This window comes from Hymenobacter sp. HD11105, assembly GCF_054051685.1.
Window position 1 is genome coordinate 356,477 of sequence record NZ_JBSWBR010000002.1, and the last position, 17,317, is coordinate 373,793.

Here is a 17,317-nt window from a genome sequence, read left to right on the forward strand (position 1 = left end):
TTCTGACGGACGCTGCGCAGTAAGCATAAAATTGCTTGCAGGTAGCCTCAATTCCTTAAGTTTAAACAACCGTCTTTTCCTTCTTTTTGCCCTGACTTTCCTCAGTGCTAATTATGCTGATAAGGCCAGTCGGCTCCATGTAAGCCGCCTTGATTTTTGAGATGTCGGTGAGCCCGTTGGAGCGAATTTCGCTCATGAGTTCGTTGGCTGTAATCAGCTCTTTGCGCATATTAGCCCTAATCATTTTGCCGTCCTTGATTAGCAAGAGCTTGCCGGGCTTAACCAGCTTTTCAAGTAGCGGAAAACGAAAACTTATCCAGTTTAAAAATAGGCTCCAGAATATAATGGTAGCCACTAGTAATAGGCCTTCTGTAATGGAGCGGTAGTCATCAGCCATACCATTCTGAGCGGCATCGGCAATTAGCACTACCAGCAGCATATCAGTAATGCCCAACGTGCCTGACTCCCGCTTTAGGAGCACCCGCAACAACAGAAATAAGCCAAGGTAAATAAGGGTGCCCCGGACAAATATTTCCAGCAAAGGTGTAGTGGGAACAAACAAGGTTTGCCAATCTACTTGCTCAAACATAGCCTGATCGGTTAGGGGAAAGTGCTAAGTACAAAGTCAAAGTCGCTGCATAGAATATGAGGTGACTATTCCTGTAGCTTTTTACGACAAATATCTAATCGGGACTAGGCTTCACACTATGCAGCAGGGTGCGCATGAGCTACCTATCTGTTAATACACGGGCTTACTAGATAGCAACGGGTAGCAAAGGGCTTTATAGTGCTACTCGTCTATTTGTTTTAGTGCTTAAGAAAAGAGGGTTTTTTTATAGACGAGCTAAGAGGCTAAAGGTCATAAAATTATGCTGTACTTTTTGCCGAATTAGTTTAATAATACTTATTTTTAAAAGTTCTCTATTTCATCAAACTATCAAGTGCATTCGTGTATGCAACAATCTTCTACGCCTCCCAATAAACCCCGTACGCCATTATTACGGGCCCTGCAACGTGCCTTCGGCCTGGCTACAGTTGCCAACGAACCCGGTGCGCCTGCGGCCGAAGAGCTGGCCGAAATGGCAACCAGTCAGAGCCGCCGCGATTTCCTCGCTAATACTGCCAAGTTTGGTTTGCTCCTAAGTGCAGGAGGCTTGCTCAGCGCCTGCGCAGAAGAAATAGTGGAGCCCGCATCTAGCCTAAGTAGCACAAACACTTTCGATGCTAAAGGCTCTCAACCGCGCATTGTGGTGGTAGGAGCAGGCATTGCGGGCCTCAACTGTGCTTATCAGTTGCGCAAAGCGGGGGTGAGCGCTACTATTTATGAAGCCAGTAACCGCGCCGGGGGGCGAATTTTTACCGCTACCAACCTCATGGCTCCGGGCCTTACCACCGAGCTGGGGGGCGAATTTATCGATAGTGGCCACCGTGACATGCTACAGTTGGTACGCGAGTTTGGCCTGCCCCTCCTCGACGTGCAGGCGCCCAGCGAAACGCTTCTGCAAAAAGACGCCTATTTCTTCAACGGGCAGCACTACACAGTGGCGCAGGTGATTGAGGCCTTTCAGCCTTATGCTCGCCAGATTGCTGCCGATATTCGCTCGCTACCAGGCACTATCACGTATGAGAAAGTGACCCCCGCCGTGGCGCGCTTCGACCAGCTTTCCATTGCCCAGTACTTCGATTCTGTGGGAATCAAGGAAGGGCTGTTGCGCGAATTATTGGATGTGGCCTACCTCACGGAGTACGGCCGCGAGATAACCGAGCAGTCGGCCATCAACTTCCTGTATTTGTTTTCGGTTGATACTCACAAAGGGGCCTTCGATATTTTCGGCGAAAGCGACGAGCGGTATAAAATCCAGGGCGGTAATCAGCGCCTCACCGACGCATTAGCGGCGCAACTGAGCGGCCAGATCACGTTACAACACAAACTGGTAAAGCTGGCTCAAAACGCATCCGGCCAGTATCTGCTCACCTTTGAGCGCACTGCTGGCAAGCCCCTGGAGGTAGTCGCCGACTACGTGTTGCTCACGCTACCCTTCACGGTGCTGCGCCAAATCAATATTCAGGTGCCCCTGCCGGCTTGGAAAACCAATGCCATCCAAAACCTGGGCTATGGTACCAACGCCAAGCTGATACTAGGCTTCAAAAGCCGGCCCTGGCGCACCAACGGCTACACCGGCTACATCTTCACCGATTGTACTGTGCAAACTGGCTGGGATTCGGGGCAGCTGCAGCCTACCACTCAGTCGTCTTACACCGTGTACTTGGGCGGGGAAGAAGGAATGCGGGTGGGTACGGGCTCGGCAGAGTCGCAGGTGAGCCGCTACCTGCCGGTGCTGGAAGCGGCCTGGCCCGCGGCCCGCGGACAATATACAGGGCAAGTCGTGCGCATGCACTGGCCCACGCATCCGTACACACTGGCTAGCTATGCCTGTTACCGGCCGGGCCAATACACAACCATTGCTGGAGCTGAGCGCAAGCCCGTTGGCAACTTGTTCTTTGCCGGTGAGCATTGCAGCGCTTGGTATCAAGGCTATATGAACGGGGCTGCCGAAACGGGCCGGATGGCGGCCGAAGAACTGCAAGCTGCGCTACGCACCAGTCGGAGCACGGCCTTGCAGCGGCGTATGCGGCAGCGAGAGGCAGTGCTGGCTTAGCGCATTTTAGCTTAAACCTTGCGCTTTGAGCATGAAAAGCCCCCCAGACAATCCTGGGGGGCTTTTTTGCAAACTGCTAATGGTGGTAACTGGAACTTGCTTGAAAAACGACTTTTCTGTGCGCAAAGCACAACCAAACTGCCTGTGTTTCGCACTCGTTATATGCTAAGGCTCAGGGCAAACCTTATGGTGAGAGGTATGCCAGTGCCAGTACATTTCATGTAAATAACCGTGGAGTATGAAGCCTTCAGACCGCCGCCAATTTGTGAAAACCACGGCCACCCTCACGACTGGGCTCCTGGGCCTGCCATTGCTGCCAGCTGTTGGCTGTAGCATGGCTGCTGCGGAAGAAAGCCCTAACATTATTGGTCCCCGAACAGGCTACTCACCACAGGTCGGAACCTTGGTTTCCATGCTGGATTGGATGCGGGCAGTGGTCCTGAGTTCGGTGCGCGGCTTGACGGTGGCCGAACTGGATTATGTGCACGACGCTAAGGCAAATTCCATCGGCGCGATGCTGTTGCATTTGGCGGCCGTTGAGCGCTTTTATCAGCTGGATACCTTTGAAGGCCGGAAGTGGTCAGACCGCGATGAGCCCACCAAAAAGCAGTGGGATACGCCGCTAGAGTTAGGCGCAGAAGCCCGGCAAAAAATCAAGGGCAAGCCTCTCGACTATTACCTGAACACCCTACAGACCGTGCGTGCCACGTCGCTGCGCGAACTACAGCTGCGGGATGATGCCTGGCTGATGGCAGTAGACACTACTTGGTCTTGGGGCCCGACTAATAATTACTGCAAATGGTTTCACGTGTGCGAGCACGAGTCCAATCACAACGGGCAAATTAAGTGGCTCAAAAGCCGCCTCCCCACGGTCAAAAAGACAAATGACTAGCACAGCAAAACTTTGTGGACTTGGGTGGCCGTAGCTGCTTCGCTGATATTTCTAGCTAGGAATGGTGTGATAGGTTAAGCTAGATCAATTGCAAGCTCTTTTGACATACAAAAGCCTCAGCATCTGCCGAGGCCTTTTGTTGATTTATCGTGAGTGTTAGCTAACTGTTGGCGCAGGATATGGCTCGCTACTTACGGTCTTTTTTTGTGAGTCTTTTCTGCACGTAAACCGGCAGAGTTTTAGTTTGGTCGTAGGCCGATAGAGTTTGGTAGAGCTTATTGTTGCTGAAGCGAGAAAGTTTGCCAATGCCAACACCCCCAAACAAGCCCACCAACAGCCCATATCCTAAAGGCGTAACCTCGAAGGTGTACGCGACGCCTGAGTCGTGGGTAGTGGTACCAGTCTGAGTTGCAATTAAGCCGATAGTGGCTGCTCCCGCGGTCAGCCATACAAAGCCGCCACGCTGCTTGCGACTAAATAAATGAATAACAGCACGAGCTTCTTTGTCATTTGGGTAGTGTTTGAGCAAATATTCTCTGTACTTACCATCCTTGTAACTGCCCCCTTTTAATTCAGTAGGAGGCATCAAAGGATCCAAAGCAGCGGGAGACACCGTGACTGCTTCAGTGATAACGGACGGAGGAACCGGCGTCTCCGATTGGGCATAAGTGGCTATGGTAATGCTTCCGACAAGCGCGGTGGTAAAAAAGCTACGGAGTAAAAAGGACATTCGTTAACAGCAGATAAATTGAGGTGTATAAACCCTCAAATATAGGATTGCGCGCTAGTATACGGGCTGTTATTTTCAAGGCAAAAATATAAATTTTCTTAGTGAGTCGGGATGCGAGTTGAGTTTCTATTTAATGAGATAATAAGACTTATGCCTTGAATTATTCAATAATCTATTAGCGTATTCACCCGGAAATAGGTGGGCATCGCTAATCTAGCTACTGAATGCCTACCAACATAAAAGGCTCCGACAATCGTCGGAGCCTTTTATGTTGGTAGGTACGAATGCTTCTGCGAAATTATACTTTAGGGAGCCACTACGGACGAACTCTGTCAACCGCACGCGGTTGCCTAATACGTTTCGGGATGAAACGTGAGAACTGGAGTAGAGGCCTTCACGGTTACGCTTTCGGCAATGCTGCCTTGCAGTAAGTGCATAAGGCCGGTGCGGCCATGGGTGAGCATGACAACCAGATCGGCGTGGGACCGCTCGGCGTAGTGAGTAATGCCATCGCTCACCAGCGGCGCATTATACACGTCGGCCTCGTAGTCGTTCAAATTATGACGAAATGCAAAGGCATGAATGCGGTCAATGGCTGCTGAGTAGTCATCGGCGCGGGTTACAATGTCCAGTAAGTGCAGCTTAGCCTCGGGGAAAGCCGCGCACACCTGGCGCAGGCTGCTCACCGCCCGATGAGCCTCGGGGGAGAAATCGGAGGCAAAGACGATGGAACGCACCTCAAAGTGGGGCGCTGGATGCTTCACGGTGAGCACGGGGCAGGGAGCTAAGCGCACTAGGCGCTCAGCGTGGGAGTCGGGAGCGAATAGGTGATTGGAAGGGGCGTGCTTATGCGCGCCAACTACTACCAGATCAATCTGCTTCTCGCGAATGACTTCCAGGATACTCTCGTCCACGTCGCCGGTAGCTATGCGGTCGTACACGGGCACTTCGGGTGCTATTCGCGCTACCTCCTTCATAAGCTCGTGCATCTGATGCTTCACGCGCTGGAGCAGCTGCACCATGAATACGCTGTTAAGCGACAATTTGCCGACCCCGCCACCAGTCGAGGTCATGCTGGAGCCACTGGGCGCATCTACCACGTGCAGCAGCGTAAGCTGGCCGCGGTTGCGGTGAGCCAGCTGCAGGGCTACCTCCAATGCGTGGTGTGACTCGAGGGAAAAATCGGTTGGGACGAGAATATTATGCATGGCTGTGAGCGTGGAAGGGTGAGCCATACTTGGGCATTTTGCCCTCGTACTATGGTGTAATAATTTACAGATATATTTTAAATAAAAAAATATAGAAGTATTGCCACAAATTATGAATTTTAGGGAGAGCAGCTGTGCGAACTGCTTGACCATGAAGCACAAGCCTGCTATGCTGCCCGCAAAGCCCAACTCCACGCTACTGCTAAGCTACGAAGCCGAAAAAAGCCCCCCAGAGTGCACTTCCTTAGTCATGGTTCTGCTTTTTTCGTTAGCAGTAACGGACCAGTTTCCCTGGGCTTTTTTTCTCGCTTTGCATGAACAACTATCTTCCTATCGAAGACTACGGTCTGATCGGCAACCTGCACACTGTGGCGCTGGTGTCGCGCACCGGTTCTATTGATTATCTGCCTTTCACCCGCTTCGATTCGCCCACCATCTTCGCTGCTTTGCTAGACAAAGAAAAAGGCGGCTTCTGGCAGCTGGCGCCCGTGAGCGACGACGTGCGCTACAAGCAGCTGTATCTGCCCGATACGGGTGTGCTCATCACTCGCTTCCTCACCCCCGAAGGCATAGCTGAGCTGACCGATTTTATGCCCGTAAAGCACCCCGAGCAGCATTGCGCCGTGGTGCGCGCCCTGCGCGTGGTAAAAGGTAAGCTCACGTTTAGCATGACATTCCAGCCGCGCTTCGACTACGCCCGCGCCCAACACGACACGGAGCAGCAGGATGACGCTATTCTATTCCGCAGCACTGGTTCCGATGGCTATCAGCTGCGTTTGCTGAGCAACCAGCCCCTCACCCTGGAAAATGGCAACGTAACGGGTACCTGGACGCTGAACCACGGCGACGTGGCTTCTTTTGTCATCGAGGGCGTACCTCAGGATACCTCCCAGTTTACGTCCAAAACCCTCGATTATTACGTGGGCGATGCCTTCCACGACACCGTCGCGTTTTGGCAGAATTGGGCCGACGGCTCCACTTACACCGGTCGTTGGCGCGAGATGGTCCTGCGCTCGGCCATTACCCTCAAAATGCTGACCTCCCTGCAGTACGGCTCCACGGTGGCCGCTGCCACGTTTGGACTACCCGCCACCATCGGGGCGGGGCGCAACTGGGACTACCGCTACACTTGGATCCGCGACACGGCTTTTACTATGTATGCCTTTCTGCGCCTGGGCTTTGTAGATGAATCCAAGGAGTTTATCCGCTGGCTGATGGACCGCTGCCAGTCCATGACCGACGCCTCCGAACTGCAGCTCATGTACGCCGTGGATGGCTCCTCGCAGCTCGAAGAAAAGATGCTCGACCACCTAAAAGGCTACCGCGGCTCGGCGCCGGTGCGCATTGGCAACGCGGCGGCCCAGCAGTTTCAGCTGGATATTTATGGGGAACTGATTGACACAATTTATCTCTACAACAAAGACGGCGGCCCCATCACCTACGCTTTTTGGCAAAACGTGCGCATGTTCGTGGACTACGTGGCCGAGAACTGGCAGCGCCCCGATCACGGCATCTGGGAGGTGCGCGATGAGGAGCGGGATTTTATCTATTCTAAAGTAATGGCCTGGGTGGCCCTTGACCGGGGAATTCTCATCGCCCAAAACCGTTCCTTTCCTGCTCCCCTCGACGAGTGGCGTCGCACCCGCGACGCCATCTATCAAGACGTGTACGACAACTACTGGAACCCCGACATGGAGGCCTTTGTGCAGTACAAAGGCGCTGATGTGCTCGATGCGGCCGTGTTGCTCATGCCGCTGGTGCACATGTTTAGTCCAGCCGAGCCGCGTTGGCTGTCCACGCTCAAAGCTATTGAGGAAAACCTAGTGAGCGACTCACTGGTGTACCGCTACAAGTTGGCCAGCGGCGCCACCGATGGCCTCACCGGCGACGAGGGCACCTTTAACATCTGCTCGTTCTGGTACATCGAGTGCCTAGCCCGCGGCGGACAGGTAGAAAAGGCACGGCTGTATTTTGAGAAAATGCTGGGCTACGCTAATCATCTAGGCTTGTTTGCTGAGCAAACCGGCGACCAAGGCGAGCAACTCGGCAACTTCCCCCAAGCCTTCACCCACTTGGCCCTGATCAGCGCCGCCTTCCAACTCAACCGCGACCTAAATAGCCCCCCAGGCAAAAGCACTCCCCACGCAAGGTGGTACGTATAAATGGGGCGTTATCTTACGTTGGCGCCCCTTAGCAACTTAGTAGAGTTTTCGCCATAGAGCGGAAACTTTACTAAGTCGACACCTTCCATAACTACAATCTGCACCTTGGATTCCTGGCAGCCCTCACCAAAGGAATAAGAGATTAGGTTATAACTGTTTAGGGCAGGCATTGGGGGCATTTTGGGGGACCATGAAGCGGAGCAGGAAGTTTCTGAGCCACCAACGACGGACACCCGCAGCAGCCACGCTCACTGCAATCAAAGCAGGTAAAATGCCGACAGCATTAAGTTAACTCCTCTGTCCTTCAATGAATAAAGCTTTTACTGAAAAGCCATCAAAGCAACAGTAGTCTTGGCTCTATAAAATATTTATCTATAAAAATGATAGTAATACTTTTATATCAAGGGAGTATACCTATATTTATGACATCTTTAAACACGTTTTAATCACATTTTAATCATGAATTGGTTGAAGAAAAGCTTACTAGTAATCTTCTTGTTGTGCACCACATTTACGTGGGCTATGGCTCAAAAGGCCGATGACGTGCTGGGCGTCTGGAAGAATGGGGAAGGCACCGGCATGGTGCAGGTGTACAAGAAAGGTGATAAATACTTTGGCCGTGTAGTGTGGCTTAAGGTGCCCAATAATCCCGACGGCACCCCCCGAACCGACGTCAACAATCCGGATGAGAAGCTGCGCACCCGGCCCCTGAAAGGCTTGGAAAACCTGCGCGAGTTTGTGTACGCCGGTAGTAACACGTGGGAGGGAGGCCGGGTGTACGACCCCAAAACCGGCAACGACTATTCCTGCGAAATGAAGCTTATCGACGCAAACACGCTCGAAGTACGTGGCTTCATTGGAGTTTCGCTCTTTGGCCGCACAGATGTGTGGAAACGGCAGGTGAAGAAAGCTTAGTTCGCGCCATGACCAGACAACTACTCTGCAGCTTTGCGCTGACACTAGGCCTTGCCGCTATGGCTCCCGCCCTGGCCCAAACGGCGCCAGTACCAGCCGGGGTACCCGCGCCGGTCATCCCCACCGATTCGGTAGATACAGACGATTTCGGTGAATTTGGCGACGCCGACGCTAAAGGTGCTAAGGCCTATGCTACTCAAAAGGTGTTATACCTGAGCCCAACGAAACTGATTTCGGTGGGCTACGAAGCTCAACCGTCCTTTGACATCACATCCAGCGGCCCGGACCTCTCGTCGCCGGAAGTTACCCAATCCGTAGAGCGCTTCGGTGGAGTGCGCCTGGGTGTGAATGCGCCCGTCATTTCCCGCTCCAGCTTTATCCTGAACCTAGGCCTAACCTACTGGAACACCGGCGTCCGGATTGCTAACCCAGAGCAGTCGCAACAGTTTAGGGCTTTAAACCGGGGCCTACGCTCCACGGGGCTGAACGCTACTGCTTTCAAGCCTCTCAATGAGAAGCATTTCGTTATCGTGCAAGCTAACGCTGATCTGAACGGCAACTACCGCGACTTCGATGATGTGAGCAGCAAAGCCATTACCTACAGCGGCACTGCCATCTACGGCTGGAAGCGCAACGACAACTTTATGTGGGGGCTGGGCGTGACGCGCACGTACCGCGCCGGGCAACTGCTGCATATTCCGGTGGTGTTCTACAACCGCACCTTCTCTCCGCAGTGGGGAGTAGAAGCCATTTTTCCGGCCCGCGTGAATCTGCGGCGTAGTTTCGGCACTACCAGCTTGCTCATGTTTGGCTACGAAATCGAGGGCAATGCCTATTACCTCGGAGAAGTGAATGGCCAGGACTTGTACCTGCGCCGGGGCGAGCTGAAGCCGCGCGTCACCTACGAGCGGCAGCTGGCGGGCTTCGTCTGGGTTTCTGCCCAAGCCGGCCTGCGCTACAACTGGCGCTTCGATGCATTCGCCAACCAGAATCCAACTGGCTCTAACCGCGAAGTGTATACCAATGACCTAGGTAATCCGCTGTATTTTAACATCAGCATTAACTTAGTAAGTCCGTAATAATTAGGTTACGTAACAGACAGCACCTGGGGGCATTTTCACATCTAGACCTGATCAGCGCCACTTTCCAACTCTACTGCGGACAGCCTCAACAACCAAAGCAAGATCCACACGTGGGGGTATTGTGTAGGAAGTAATGGTAGTATGTTATGGTAGTATGTTGTTGACTGAAGCGCAATCCTTACAAAGAAGCCCCAACTGTTACTGCAGCTGGGGCTTCTTTTTGCCTATTTGAAAACAATTGATTTCTGTAGGAGAATGCTGTCACTTCGATTTGTCTTTACGGGCGTAGCAGTCGCAGCGTGGTATCCAAACGGCCGCTTTGGAGTAGCTCCTGAGCCTGCTGGCGCATGGCGTCCTGCTGCTCGCGCTGTTCGGCTTTCTTAAACAAGCGCACCTTGTAGCCGCTACCCGCCGCCGGACGGTGCAGATTGATATAAGTGGGCCGGCCCCGACTGCTGCGCACAAGCTGGTCGTTCTTAATGCGATCAACGCGCTTTCTATTGTCGCCAAATAAGACTTGCAGCGGATTAAGACCCACGTAGAGATTGGCGCGCCCATCGAGTTGGTAGTAGCCACTTACTTCCAGGTTGCTCAGGTTGCTATTGAGGCGCAGGCTGGGGATTAGTACCCGACCCTCGTGAAGCAAAAACTGCGTGCTGACCGGTTCAAAGAACAAGTGGCTTGTGCGCTCAGTCTTCATAAACTTGAGCGCTTCCGTAAATACATCTACGTTTAATAGCTCCAGGTTGCGAATATCCGTTTTGAGGTAGCCCAGGGTGTTGTTAAATACGGGCAGAAAGGTAGAATCGAGGTCGGTGTGAATGTCGGCGGCGCAACGCAGGGTGCCGCGCACGTTGTGGCCATTTAATAAGTTAAGATTCATGGCCGTGAGCGTAGTAAACAGCTCAGGCAGAACGATATCGTCCAGTTGGGTTTGCACGTGCAGGGGATGATGATCTTGGTCGGCGTCGGTGAGCATGCGCCCGCGCAACCTTATGCGGCCCTGAAACGCATTCAGGGAGCATTCTTCCAGCACTGCCTCACCCTCCCGCAGCCTTGACACCAGCCGAAACTCCGTTCCGCGCACTGCCGTGTACTGTACCTTGTCGGCCTGCACGCGTACCACGGCGCTCAGAATGCCATTTGATAGCAACGACTTGTCGCGGGAACTACCGTTGGGCGTTGGTGCGGGCACCGTCCTTCGACTGGTTTTCTGGGGGGCATTTTTCTCTTTTACATCTAGGCCTGCCAGCATTTGCAGCAGTTGCTGCACGTCGAGAGTGGCGTAGCGCAGATCGAGGGTAGCATTGGCCGATTGCACCTGTGTACCTACAACCTGCACCGTAGCCGTGGCCTTTCCCACCCCACCCTGCGTGGTGGCAAAATTGAGGTAAGGCATGCGCAGAGAGCTGCCTGTTTTTTCCAAGCGCAGTCGCAGCTTCTTCACGTTTTCGCCTGCCGACAGGTACATAGCGTCAATCGAGCAGGTGACGTGGCCATTGGCCGCTAGCAGCAATTCGCGCAGGGCCGGACTAGCGGGTGCCTTAGCGGAGCGCTCGGGCGGGCGTGAGGCGTGGCGTACCAGGTTTTGATAGTTGAGCTGGTCGTAATGCACGGCCAATTCGAAGCGAATAGGAGCCACTTGCTGGGTGGTGTCAGATGGCCATGAAGCTCTGCCACTTACCTGGGCGCCCCATACGCGCCCACTCAGGTTGTTGAGCTGCACGCGGCGGCCGTCGTGGCGCACAGTGACGGCTAAGTTGGTGAGTGTGTCGGCGGGCAGCAGGAGCCGGTCGCAACGCAGGCCCACATCTAGACGCAACCCCAGCGGAAACAGGCTCATGTCTAGGTCGCGGGCCTTCGGCGGCTTGCGGGTCGCAGCGTTAGTAGCAGGCCGCAACAGTTGGCGCACGCGGTCGAGGCGTACTTCGTCTATGGTGAATTGCCCCGTTACCTGCGCCATTGGGTGTTGGCCCATTAAATAATCAAGCAAATGCGTGGTAGTGGCTGATGCTTTGAAGCGCATTCCATCCAGCATTCCCGAGGCATCAGACAAATGCCAGACATTGTCCTGTAGCCCTACGAGCACATTTACACCCGTAAAATTTGCCCCCCGGTCTAGCAGTACAAAGGAGGCATCGCGCAAAAACACACTTCCCCGCGCCGCCAAGCTATCGGGAAACTCGGGGGCGCTGCTGCCCGTCGGCAGCGAGAGGGGGCCGCTTAATTTCACATCCAGCTCGGCCGTGCCCCGGCTGGCCCGCCAGAAATTTGGCACTACTACGCCCGCCAACTCCGGCAGCTCGGTGCGCCCAATCAGGTGACCATTCAGGAAGGGGCGAGTAAAATCGGTGATGGTAAGACCTACATCCAACCACCCCGGCGCGGTATGAATGCGACAATGGTCGAGGGTGAGCGTGGTGGTTTTGGGTGCATGATCGGGGCCGTTGTCATAGGTGCCGGCCATATCCCATTGCTTGATGTGGCGCGTGGTATCGGGCCAAGTAAGCTGAGCATCGCGCAAAGCAAACCGCAGCACATTTCGCGGCCGCACGGTAGGCCCGCTCAGTCCCCGAATTGTATAGCGAATGTGGGCTTTACTGGGGCTAGTAGCACCTTTTACAATGGGCCGCAAGCTCGTGGGCAGCGCAATACGTAGTACATCGGGTAGAGGCTGAGTGCCCGCGAACCGTAAGTTGAGCTGGGTACCACGCTGACCCGGTTCGACGGTGTGCGTGCCGCTAATTTGTACCGTATCACCATTAAGCGTAGCCCGCGTGTGATGAATGTAGCCCTGTCGCCGCCGAAAGTTGTAGCGGTAATTAGCCCAGGCCAGCACGGGCTCTCCCTCAAACAAGGGGGCATCAATAGAACCCAACCGATCGATTTGCCCATCAAGGGTGCCGGCTACGCGCAATATGCCTCCTCGCAGGTAAGCCCGCAGACGAGCTTGGCGCACATGCGCGGCGAACAAGCCGTCGGTGTAGTCGTTGCGGGTAACAATGCGGAAGTTATTAATGATCAAAGCCTCCAGCTCTAAATTCATCTTGGGGGCTTTGCCTGGTCCTTGTTTCCGCTTGCCCTTACGCCCTAGGCTCCAGCTGCGCCCCAGCGAATCGACACGCTCCTGCATTACTACATCGTTAATAGTCAAATGCGTTACGTGTATCTGCCTCCGCAGCAACTCACGCAGCGAGAGTCGCATATCCATGCGCGCAACGCGGAGGACCTCTAATGACTGTTGATTCGCAGTATCGGTCAGGCTCACTCCCAATAGCGAAGCCGTTACGTGGGGAAAGTCGCGCCAGGGTGAAATCTGGACTTCAAATGGTGCCAAGACTAAATCTGAACTCTGCCGGTGCTGCAGGCGTACCCACTGCTCCACGCGCCGCTGCCCAAACCCGGTGCCCACCAACACGGCCACTAGCCCCAGTGCAAGTAGTATCAGCAAGAATAAGACAACCACTAAGCGCCGAAGCCAACTCCATTTCATAAAAACTGCCGCTCAGGTGCGGCTACGCTACTTGTTACGAGTAATTACGGCTTGCTGGCTAGTTGAGCTTGAGTTGGATTAAAAAAGATGGGAGGTAATATAGATAAGTCTTGCCCAAGATTAGCAAGGAAGCTGCGCAGTAACATAAAAGAACGTCATGCAGAGGCAGAGCCGAAGCATCTCGCGTGCAGAGATTGAAACAAGTGATTTTGCTAAACAGAGGGTCATGCACAGCATTGTATTGGGCTTATATAGCTTTTAAGTGGGCTATACATGTTTTATTTGCTTACTTATTAATAAGTAAGTACGTTTGGGCATTATGACAACCCAAGCTGAAACTATAGCACCCGATACCCGCACCCGCATTCTGGATCTAGCGGAGCAACTGCTGTTGGGCCGCGGCTACAACGCCTTCAGTTACCAGCACATCGCCAAAGAGCTGGGGATTAAGCCAGCCGCTATTCACTATCACTATCCGGGCAAGGAGGATCTAGGGGCGGCCATTATTCAGCGGCAACGGGGACGGTTGCGCAAATGGCGCGGACTGCCTCGCCTCACCGAATTGCCCCCCGAAGCCCAGTTGAACGCTCTTTTTGAAGTGTATCTGGGTCATCTGCGCAGTGAGCAGCGCGTGTGTCTGTTCGGTTCGTTGGCCGCTGAGTTTCGCACTTTACCGGTCACCATGCAGCAGGAACTTCGCCTCTTCAATCGGGAGCTAACCGACTGGCTGGCCCAGGTGCTAGGAGCGGGGCGAGAGGCAGGCACCCTAGTATTTCGGGGCGAACCGACGGCGAAGGCTGCCCAGGTTCTTACCACGCTGGCCGGCGCGTTGCAGGTAGCCCGCGTCCACGACGAACGACACTTCTATCTCGTTTTTGAGCAACTACGCAGCGAATTACTGCCTGAATAAGACAAGTAAAGAGAGTTTGTGCTTCGCTAATTGAATACTTCCCAAACGTATTCTACCATGATTAATACCTACTCGCCTGCTCTTACCGTGTATCCTTTGGAACCAACAATTGCTATCGTTCCCCAACCCGTTAAGGTGCAGTATCCAGCCGTGCCGCCTGGCCTGAAACTGTTGCGGCTCAAGTTTCGGGTGTTGTCGGCGGTGTCGGCAGAATGGGCGTTCCGGGAAGCTTGGAAAGTGTTTACTACGCCGCGCCAGTTGCCGCTAAAAGCTTGGGAAACCAAGGCGCTAGCGGAGGCTACCCAGCACTGGGTAGAGGCCGAAAGCGGGCGCATAGCCTACTACGAGTGGAACCCCGGTGGCGGGCGAACCGTGCTATTAGTGCATGGCTGGGAGCACCGGGCCAGCTTTTGGGGCCACATGGCGGCGGGCTTGGCAAAGGCCGGCTTTCGAGTGGTAGCGCTGGATGGGCCGGCCCACGGCCAGTCGGAGGGGAAGCGGGCGACGCTGGTAAGCTTTGCAGCAGCCGTGCAAGCTGTGGCCGATGTTATTGGTCCGGTACATGCTACCGTGGCGCACTCGTTTGGGGCCGCCTGTACCGCGGGCGTGCCCGTACGATTCAACCAAGCTGCCGGGGGACAATTACCGCGCTTGGTGCTCATGAGCGCGCCGAGCAGCACGCGCAAAGTAGCTGCCCGCTTCGCCGAGTTGCTGCATTTGCCCCCCAGCGTAGTCGAGCGCATGGGGCGCTTTATTCAGGAGCAATTTGGGCGCAGTGCTGAGAGCTTTAGCTTGTTAGAGGCTGGCCGTCACTTGCCCGTGCAGCGTGCGCTACTGCTGCATGATCGTGAGGATGTACACGTGCCCTTCATCGATGCCGAAGAAATAGCAAGCCACTGGCCAGACCTGGAATTTCACCCAACCACCGGCCTGGGCCACAACCGCATCATGCGTGACCCGGCCGTGATTCAGCAAGTAGTTGAGTTTATAAACTAGGGAACGAGGTAAAGCTGTGTGAAAAGCCCCCCAGACGTTGTTAGTGACGTATAAGGGGCTTTTCATTATCGCTTAAATGAGCTTTTGTAAACCCGGCCGTCATGCAGAGCGGTAGCGAAGCATCTCGCGTGCTGATGTTGTGGTAGTAACCCATCTAAACGGAACGTCATGCTTTGGCAACGACCACACGCGAGATACTTTGCTGCCGCTCTGCATGACGGTCCGGTTTGTTGCTAAACTCCGTCAGTAGCTTCAGCTTCTTACACAGTCTCCTGGCCTTCCGCTGCCAATCCGCGCAGCACTTCGCGCAAGCCTTCAGGCTCCTGAATCAGGCGCGCCACGTGCTGCACGTAATCAGCCTCAGCGCGCAAGTAGCGCTTTAGTTGGCGCAACTCGGCCTCCTGCTTTTTACCCGTACTACTAAGCACTTTAGACGGGCCGTATTTCAGCTCATTTAACTGCTGCTTTAGCTCAGTTTGCTGCTGACGCAGGGCCTGCGTGTAGCGGGTGAGCACATCGTCATCAGCGTGGTCGGTGGGGGCCGATTTGGACAGAAGCTGAAGCAGCGTGTAGAGGTCGTTGGCTTCGTAGGCTTCGGTGATGCGCTGCATGAGCGCGGTTTTGTGTTGCTGGGCGTCGGGGTTGCGCTCTAGGTCGGGGTGGTGGGTGCGGGCGAGCTGGCGGTAGAGGGTTTTTGTGTTGGATAAGAGTCGTTGCTCCTCTTCGCGGGCCGCTTTTTCGACGGCTTCTTGGGCTTTCTGAGCCTTGGTTTTGCGGCGGGCGCGAGCTTGCTCTGCCGCTTGTTCGTGTGGAGGGAGCGTAGAATCGAAGCCAGCGTTGGCTTCTGCGGCATCGGAAGTGCCGCTTTTTGGCTGGGCGGCACGACTTTGGGGGGCATATTTCAGCAAAATATCCGCTGCATCTTCCCCAAAACGCTCCTGCAAAGCGTGAGCATTTCCAATAATTACCCCCGTAATCTGCTGCTCCTCGGCCCGACTAAAGAAATGAAGTAGCAGGGCGTTTTCCAGCGGCGCAAACAATGTCTGCCGCGCCTCCACAACGGCCCTCGCCGCTGGCCCCACTTGCTGCCAATAGCGCCGCCGGGCTTCAGCTTGCTCAGTCTGCAAATCGCGTAGGCGCTGGCGCAATCCTTCTACCTGCTGCACCGCTTCCCGAAACGCCTGCTGGGCTGGGTTGATAGACGCATCCGTTGCCGGAATGGGTAAAGAATTGGCGGCCGGAAGATCGGAAGAAGTGGTTTTTGCCATGGGCTAGCAAAGATAATGTGTAACTCCAAGCCAGTATCCGAAGCGGATTCACTTAAAGACTATGGCGTCACCTTATCACTCCAAACTTCATACGCTACCCGAAACGTATTGCAGTGCGCGTCCACGATGTCGCCGATTCGCTCGGAGTAGCCGCCACCCATGCTCACGGCTACGGGCAGTTTTTTGTCCCGGCAAAGCCCCAACACAAACTCATCCCGCTGGCGGCAGCCGTCCTTCGTCAGGGCCAGCTTGCCGAGCTTATCAGTCGCCAGCACATCAACCCCAGCTTGAAAAAACACGAAATCAGGCTGCACTTCCGCTAGCAGGCGGGGCAATGTGGCGGTAAGCTGCTGCAAATATTCTGCATCAGAAGTGCCCAGCGCCAACTCAACATCCAGGTCCGACTTCTCCTTACGAAGCGGATAATTGGCCCCCGCGTGCATAGAAAAGGTGAACACCCGCGGCTCCTGCTGAAAAATGCTGGCTGTACCATCGCCCTGGTGTACGTCCAGATCCACTACCAATACTTGCTTCGCTAACCCATGATGCAGCAAGTGCGCCGCGGCAATGGCAATGTCATTGAGCACGCAAAAACCCTCACCCCGGTCGGCGAAGGCGTGGTGGGTGCCGCCAGCTAAGTTCAGCGCCACGCCATCGTGCAGAGCGCGTCGCGCCGATTGTAGGGTGCCGGCGCTGCTGCTCAACGAACGTTGCACCAGCTGCTCACTTTGTGGCAAACCCAGCCGCCGCACTTCAGCGGGGGAGAGGCGCTGGTCGCGCACTTTGTGCCAATACTCAAGCGTATGAACGCGCAGTATATCCTCCTCAGCACAGAGGCCAGGGTCGTAAAAGTCGGTTTGGGGGGCAATTCCCTGCCACAGCAGCTGCTCCCGAATCAGCTCGTACTTGGCAATCGGAAACCGATGACCGGGGGGCAAATCCAAAGTGTAGCGTTCGGAAGTAGCGAGGCAGGGCATGAGGTAAGGAAGCGAATAGAATGA

The 17,317-nt window shown here is 54.6% G+C and carries 13 protein-coding genes; 7 read left to right on the top strand and 6 right to left on the bottom strand.

The genetic code is table 11. The features are described from left to right. Positions 1-61 precede the first annotated feature (61 nt). On the bottom strand, positions 62-589 hold the full coding sequence (locus tag ACW9KT_RS07925; protein ID WP_457079089.1) for a DUF421 domain-containing protein: 528 nt from the start codon (positions 587-589) through the stop codon (positions 62-64). 364 nt (positions 590-953) lie between these two features. On the opposite strand from ACW9KT_RS07925, the gene ACW9KT_RS07930 reads away from it, so the two are divergent. Together ACW9KT_RS07930 and ACW9KT_RS07935 are read left to right on the top strand one after the other, a co-directional pair. Then, entirely contained in the window at positions 954-2,660 is a 1,707-nt protein-coding gene (locus ACW9KT_RS07930) for a flavin monoamine oxidase family protein (RefSeq protein ID WP_457079091.1), read from the top strand. Positions 2,661-2,898: 238 nt separating this feature from the next. Next, complete coding sequence (locus ACW9KT_RS07935; protein ID WP_457079093.1) at positions 2,899-3,552, top strand: DinB family protein; 654 nt, start codon at positions 2,899-2,901, stop codon at positions 3,550-3,552. A 187-nt stretch (positions 3,553-3,739) separates the two neighbouring features. On the opposite strand, the gene ACW9KT_RS07940 is transcribed toward ACW9KT_RS07935, so the two are convergent. Both ACW9KT_RS07940 and ACW9KT_RS07945 read right to left on the bottom strand, forming a co-directional pair. Continuing rightward, positions 3,740-4,282, bottom strand: a complete 543-nt coding sequence (locus ACW9KT_RS07940; protein ID WP_457079095.1) for a hypothetical protein — start codon at positions 4,280-4,282, stop codon at positions 3,740-3,742. 350 nt (positions 4,283-4,632) lie between these two features. Continuing rightward, positions 4,633-5,517, bottom strand: a complete 885-nt coding sequence (locus ACW9KT_RS07945) for a universal stress protein (RefSeq protein ID WP_457079097.1) — start codon at positions 5,515-5,517, stop codon at positions 4,633-4,635. Positions 5,518-5,804: 287 nt separating this feature from the next. Between ACW9KT_RS07945 and ACW9KT_RS07950 the strand changes: the two genes are divergently transcribed. The 3 genes from ACW9KT_RS07950 (at position 5,805) to ACW9KT_RS07960 (ending at position 9,646) form a co-directional block, all read left to right on the top strand. Continuing rightward, positions 5,805-7,652 carry a glycoside hydrolase family 15 protein gene (locus ACW9KT_RS07950; RefSeq protein ID WP_457079099.1) on the top strand — a complete coding sequence of 616 codons (1,848 nt, stop codon included), beginning with the start codon at positions 5,805-5,807 and terminating at the stop codon, positions 7,650-7,652. Positions 7,653-8,111: 459 nt separating this feature from the next. Beyond that, a complete protein-coding gene (locus tag ACW9KT_RS07955) occupies positions 8,112-8,567 on the top strand; it encodes a DUF2147 domain-containing protein (protein WP_457079101.1) in 456 nt (151 codons plus the stop codon). Positions 8,568-8,575: 8 nt separating this feature from the next. Next, entirely contained in the window at positions 8,576-9,646 is a 1,071-nt protein-coding gene (locus tag ACW9KT_RS07960; protein ID WP_457079102.1) for a DUF6268 family outer membrane beta-barrel protein, read from the top strand. 280 nt (positions 9,647-9,926) lie between these two features. Here ACW9KT_RS07960 and ACW9KT_RS07965 read toward each other — a convergent pair whose 3' ends face one another. Then, positions 9,927-13,100 carry a hypothetical protein gene (locus ACW9KT_RS07965; RefSeq protein WP_457079104.1) on the bottom strand — a complete coding sequence of 1,058 codons (3,174 nt, stop codon included), beginning with the start codon at positions 13,098-13,100 and terminating at the stop codon, positions 9,927-9,929. Positions 13,101-13,461: 361 nt separating this feature from the next. On the opposite strand from ACW9KT_RS07965, the gene ACW9KT_RS07970 reads away from it, so the two are divergent. After that, a complete protein-coding gene (locus tag ACW9KT_RS07970) occupies positions 13,462-14,052 on the top strand; it encodes a TetR/AcrR family transcriptional regulator (RefSeq protein ID WP_457079106.1) in 591 nt (196 codons plus the stop codon). A 57-nt stretch (positions 14,053-14,109) separates the two neighbouring features. Further along, positions 14,110-15,048 (top strand): alpha/beta fold hydrolase, encoded by a 939-nt coding sequence (locus tag ACW9KT_RS07975; RefSeq protein ID WP_457079108.1) that lies wholly within the window; start codon positions 14,110-14,112, stop codon positions 15,046-15,048. 260 nt (positions 15,049-15,308) lie between these two features. Here the strand turns inward: ACW9KT_RS07975 and ACW9KT_RS07980 are convergent, their stop codons facing one another. Both ACW9KT_RS07980 and ACW9KT_RS07985 read right to left on the bottom strand, forming a co-directional pair. After that, entirely contained in the window at positions 15,309-16,316 is a 1,008-nt protein-coding gene (locus tag ACW9KT_RS07980; RefSeq protein WP_457079110.1) for a J domain-containing protein, read from the bottom strand. Positions 16,317-16,375: 59 nt separating this feature from the next. Continuing rightward, positions 16,376-17,293: a histone deacetylase family protein gene (locus ACW9KT_RS07985; protein WP_457079112.1), complete on the bottom strand. Its 918-nt coding sequence runs from the start codon at positions 17,291-17,293 to the stop codon at positions 16,376-16,378. Positions 17,294-17,317: the final 24 nt, after the last annotated feature.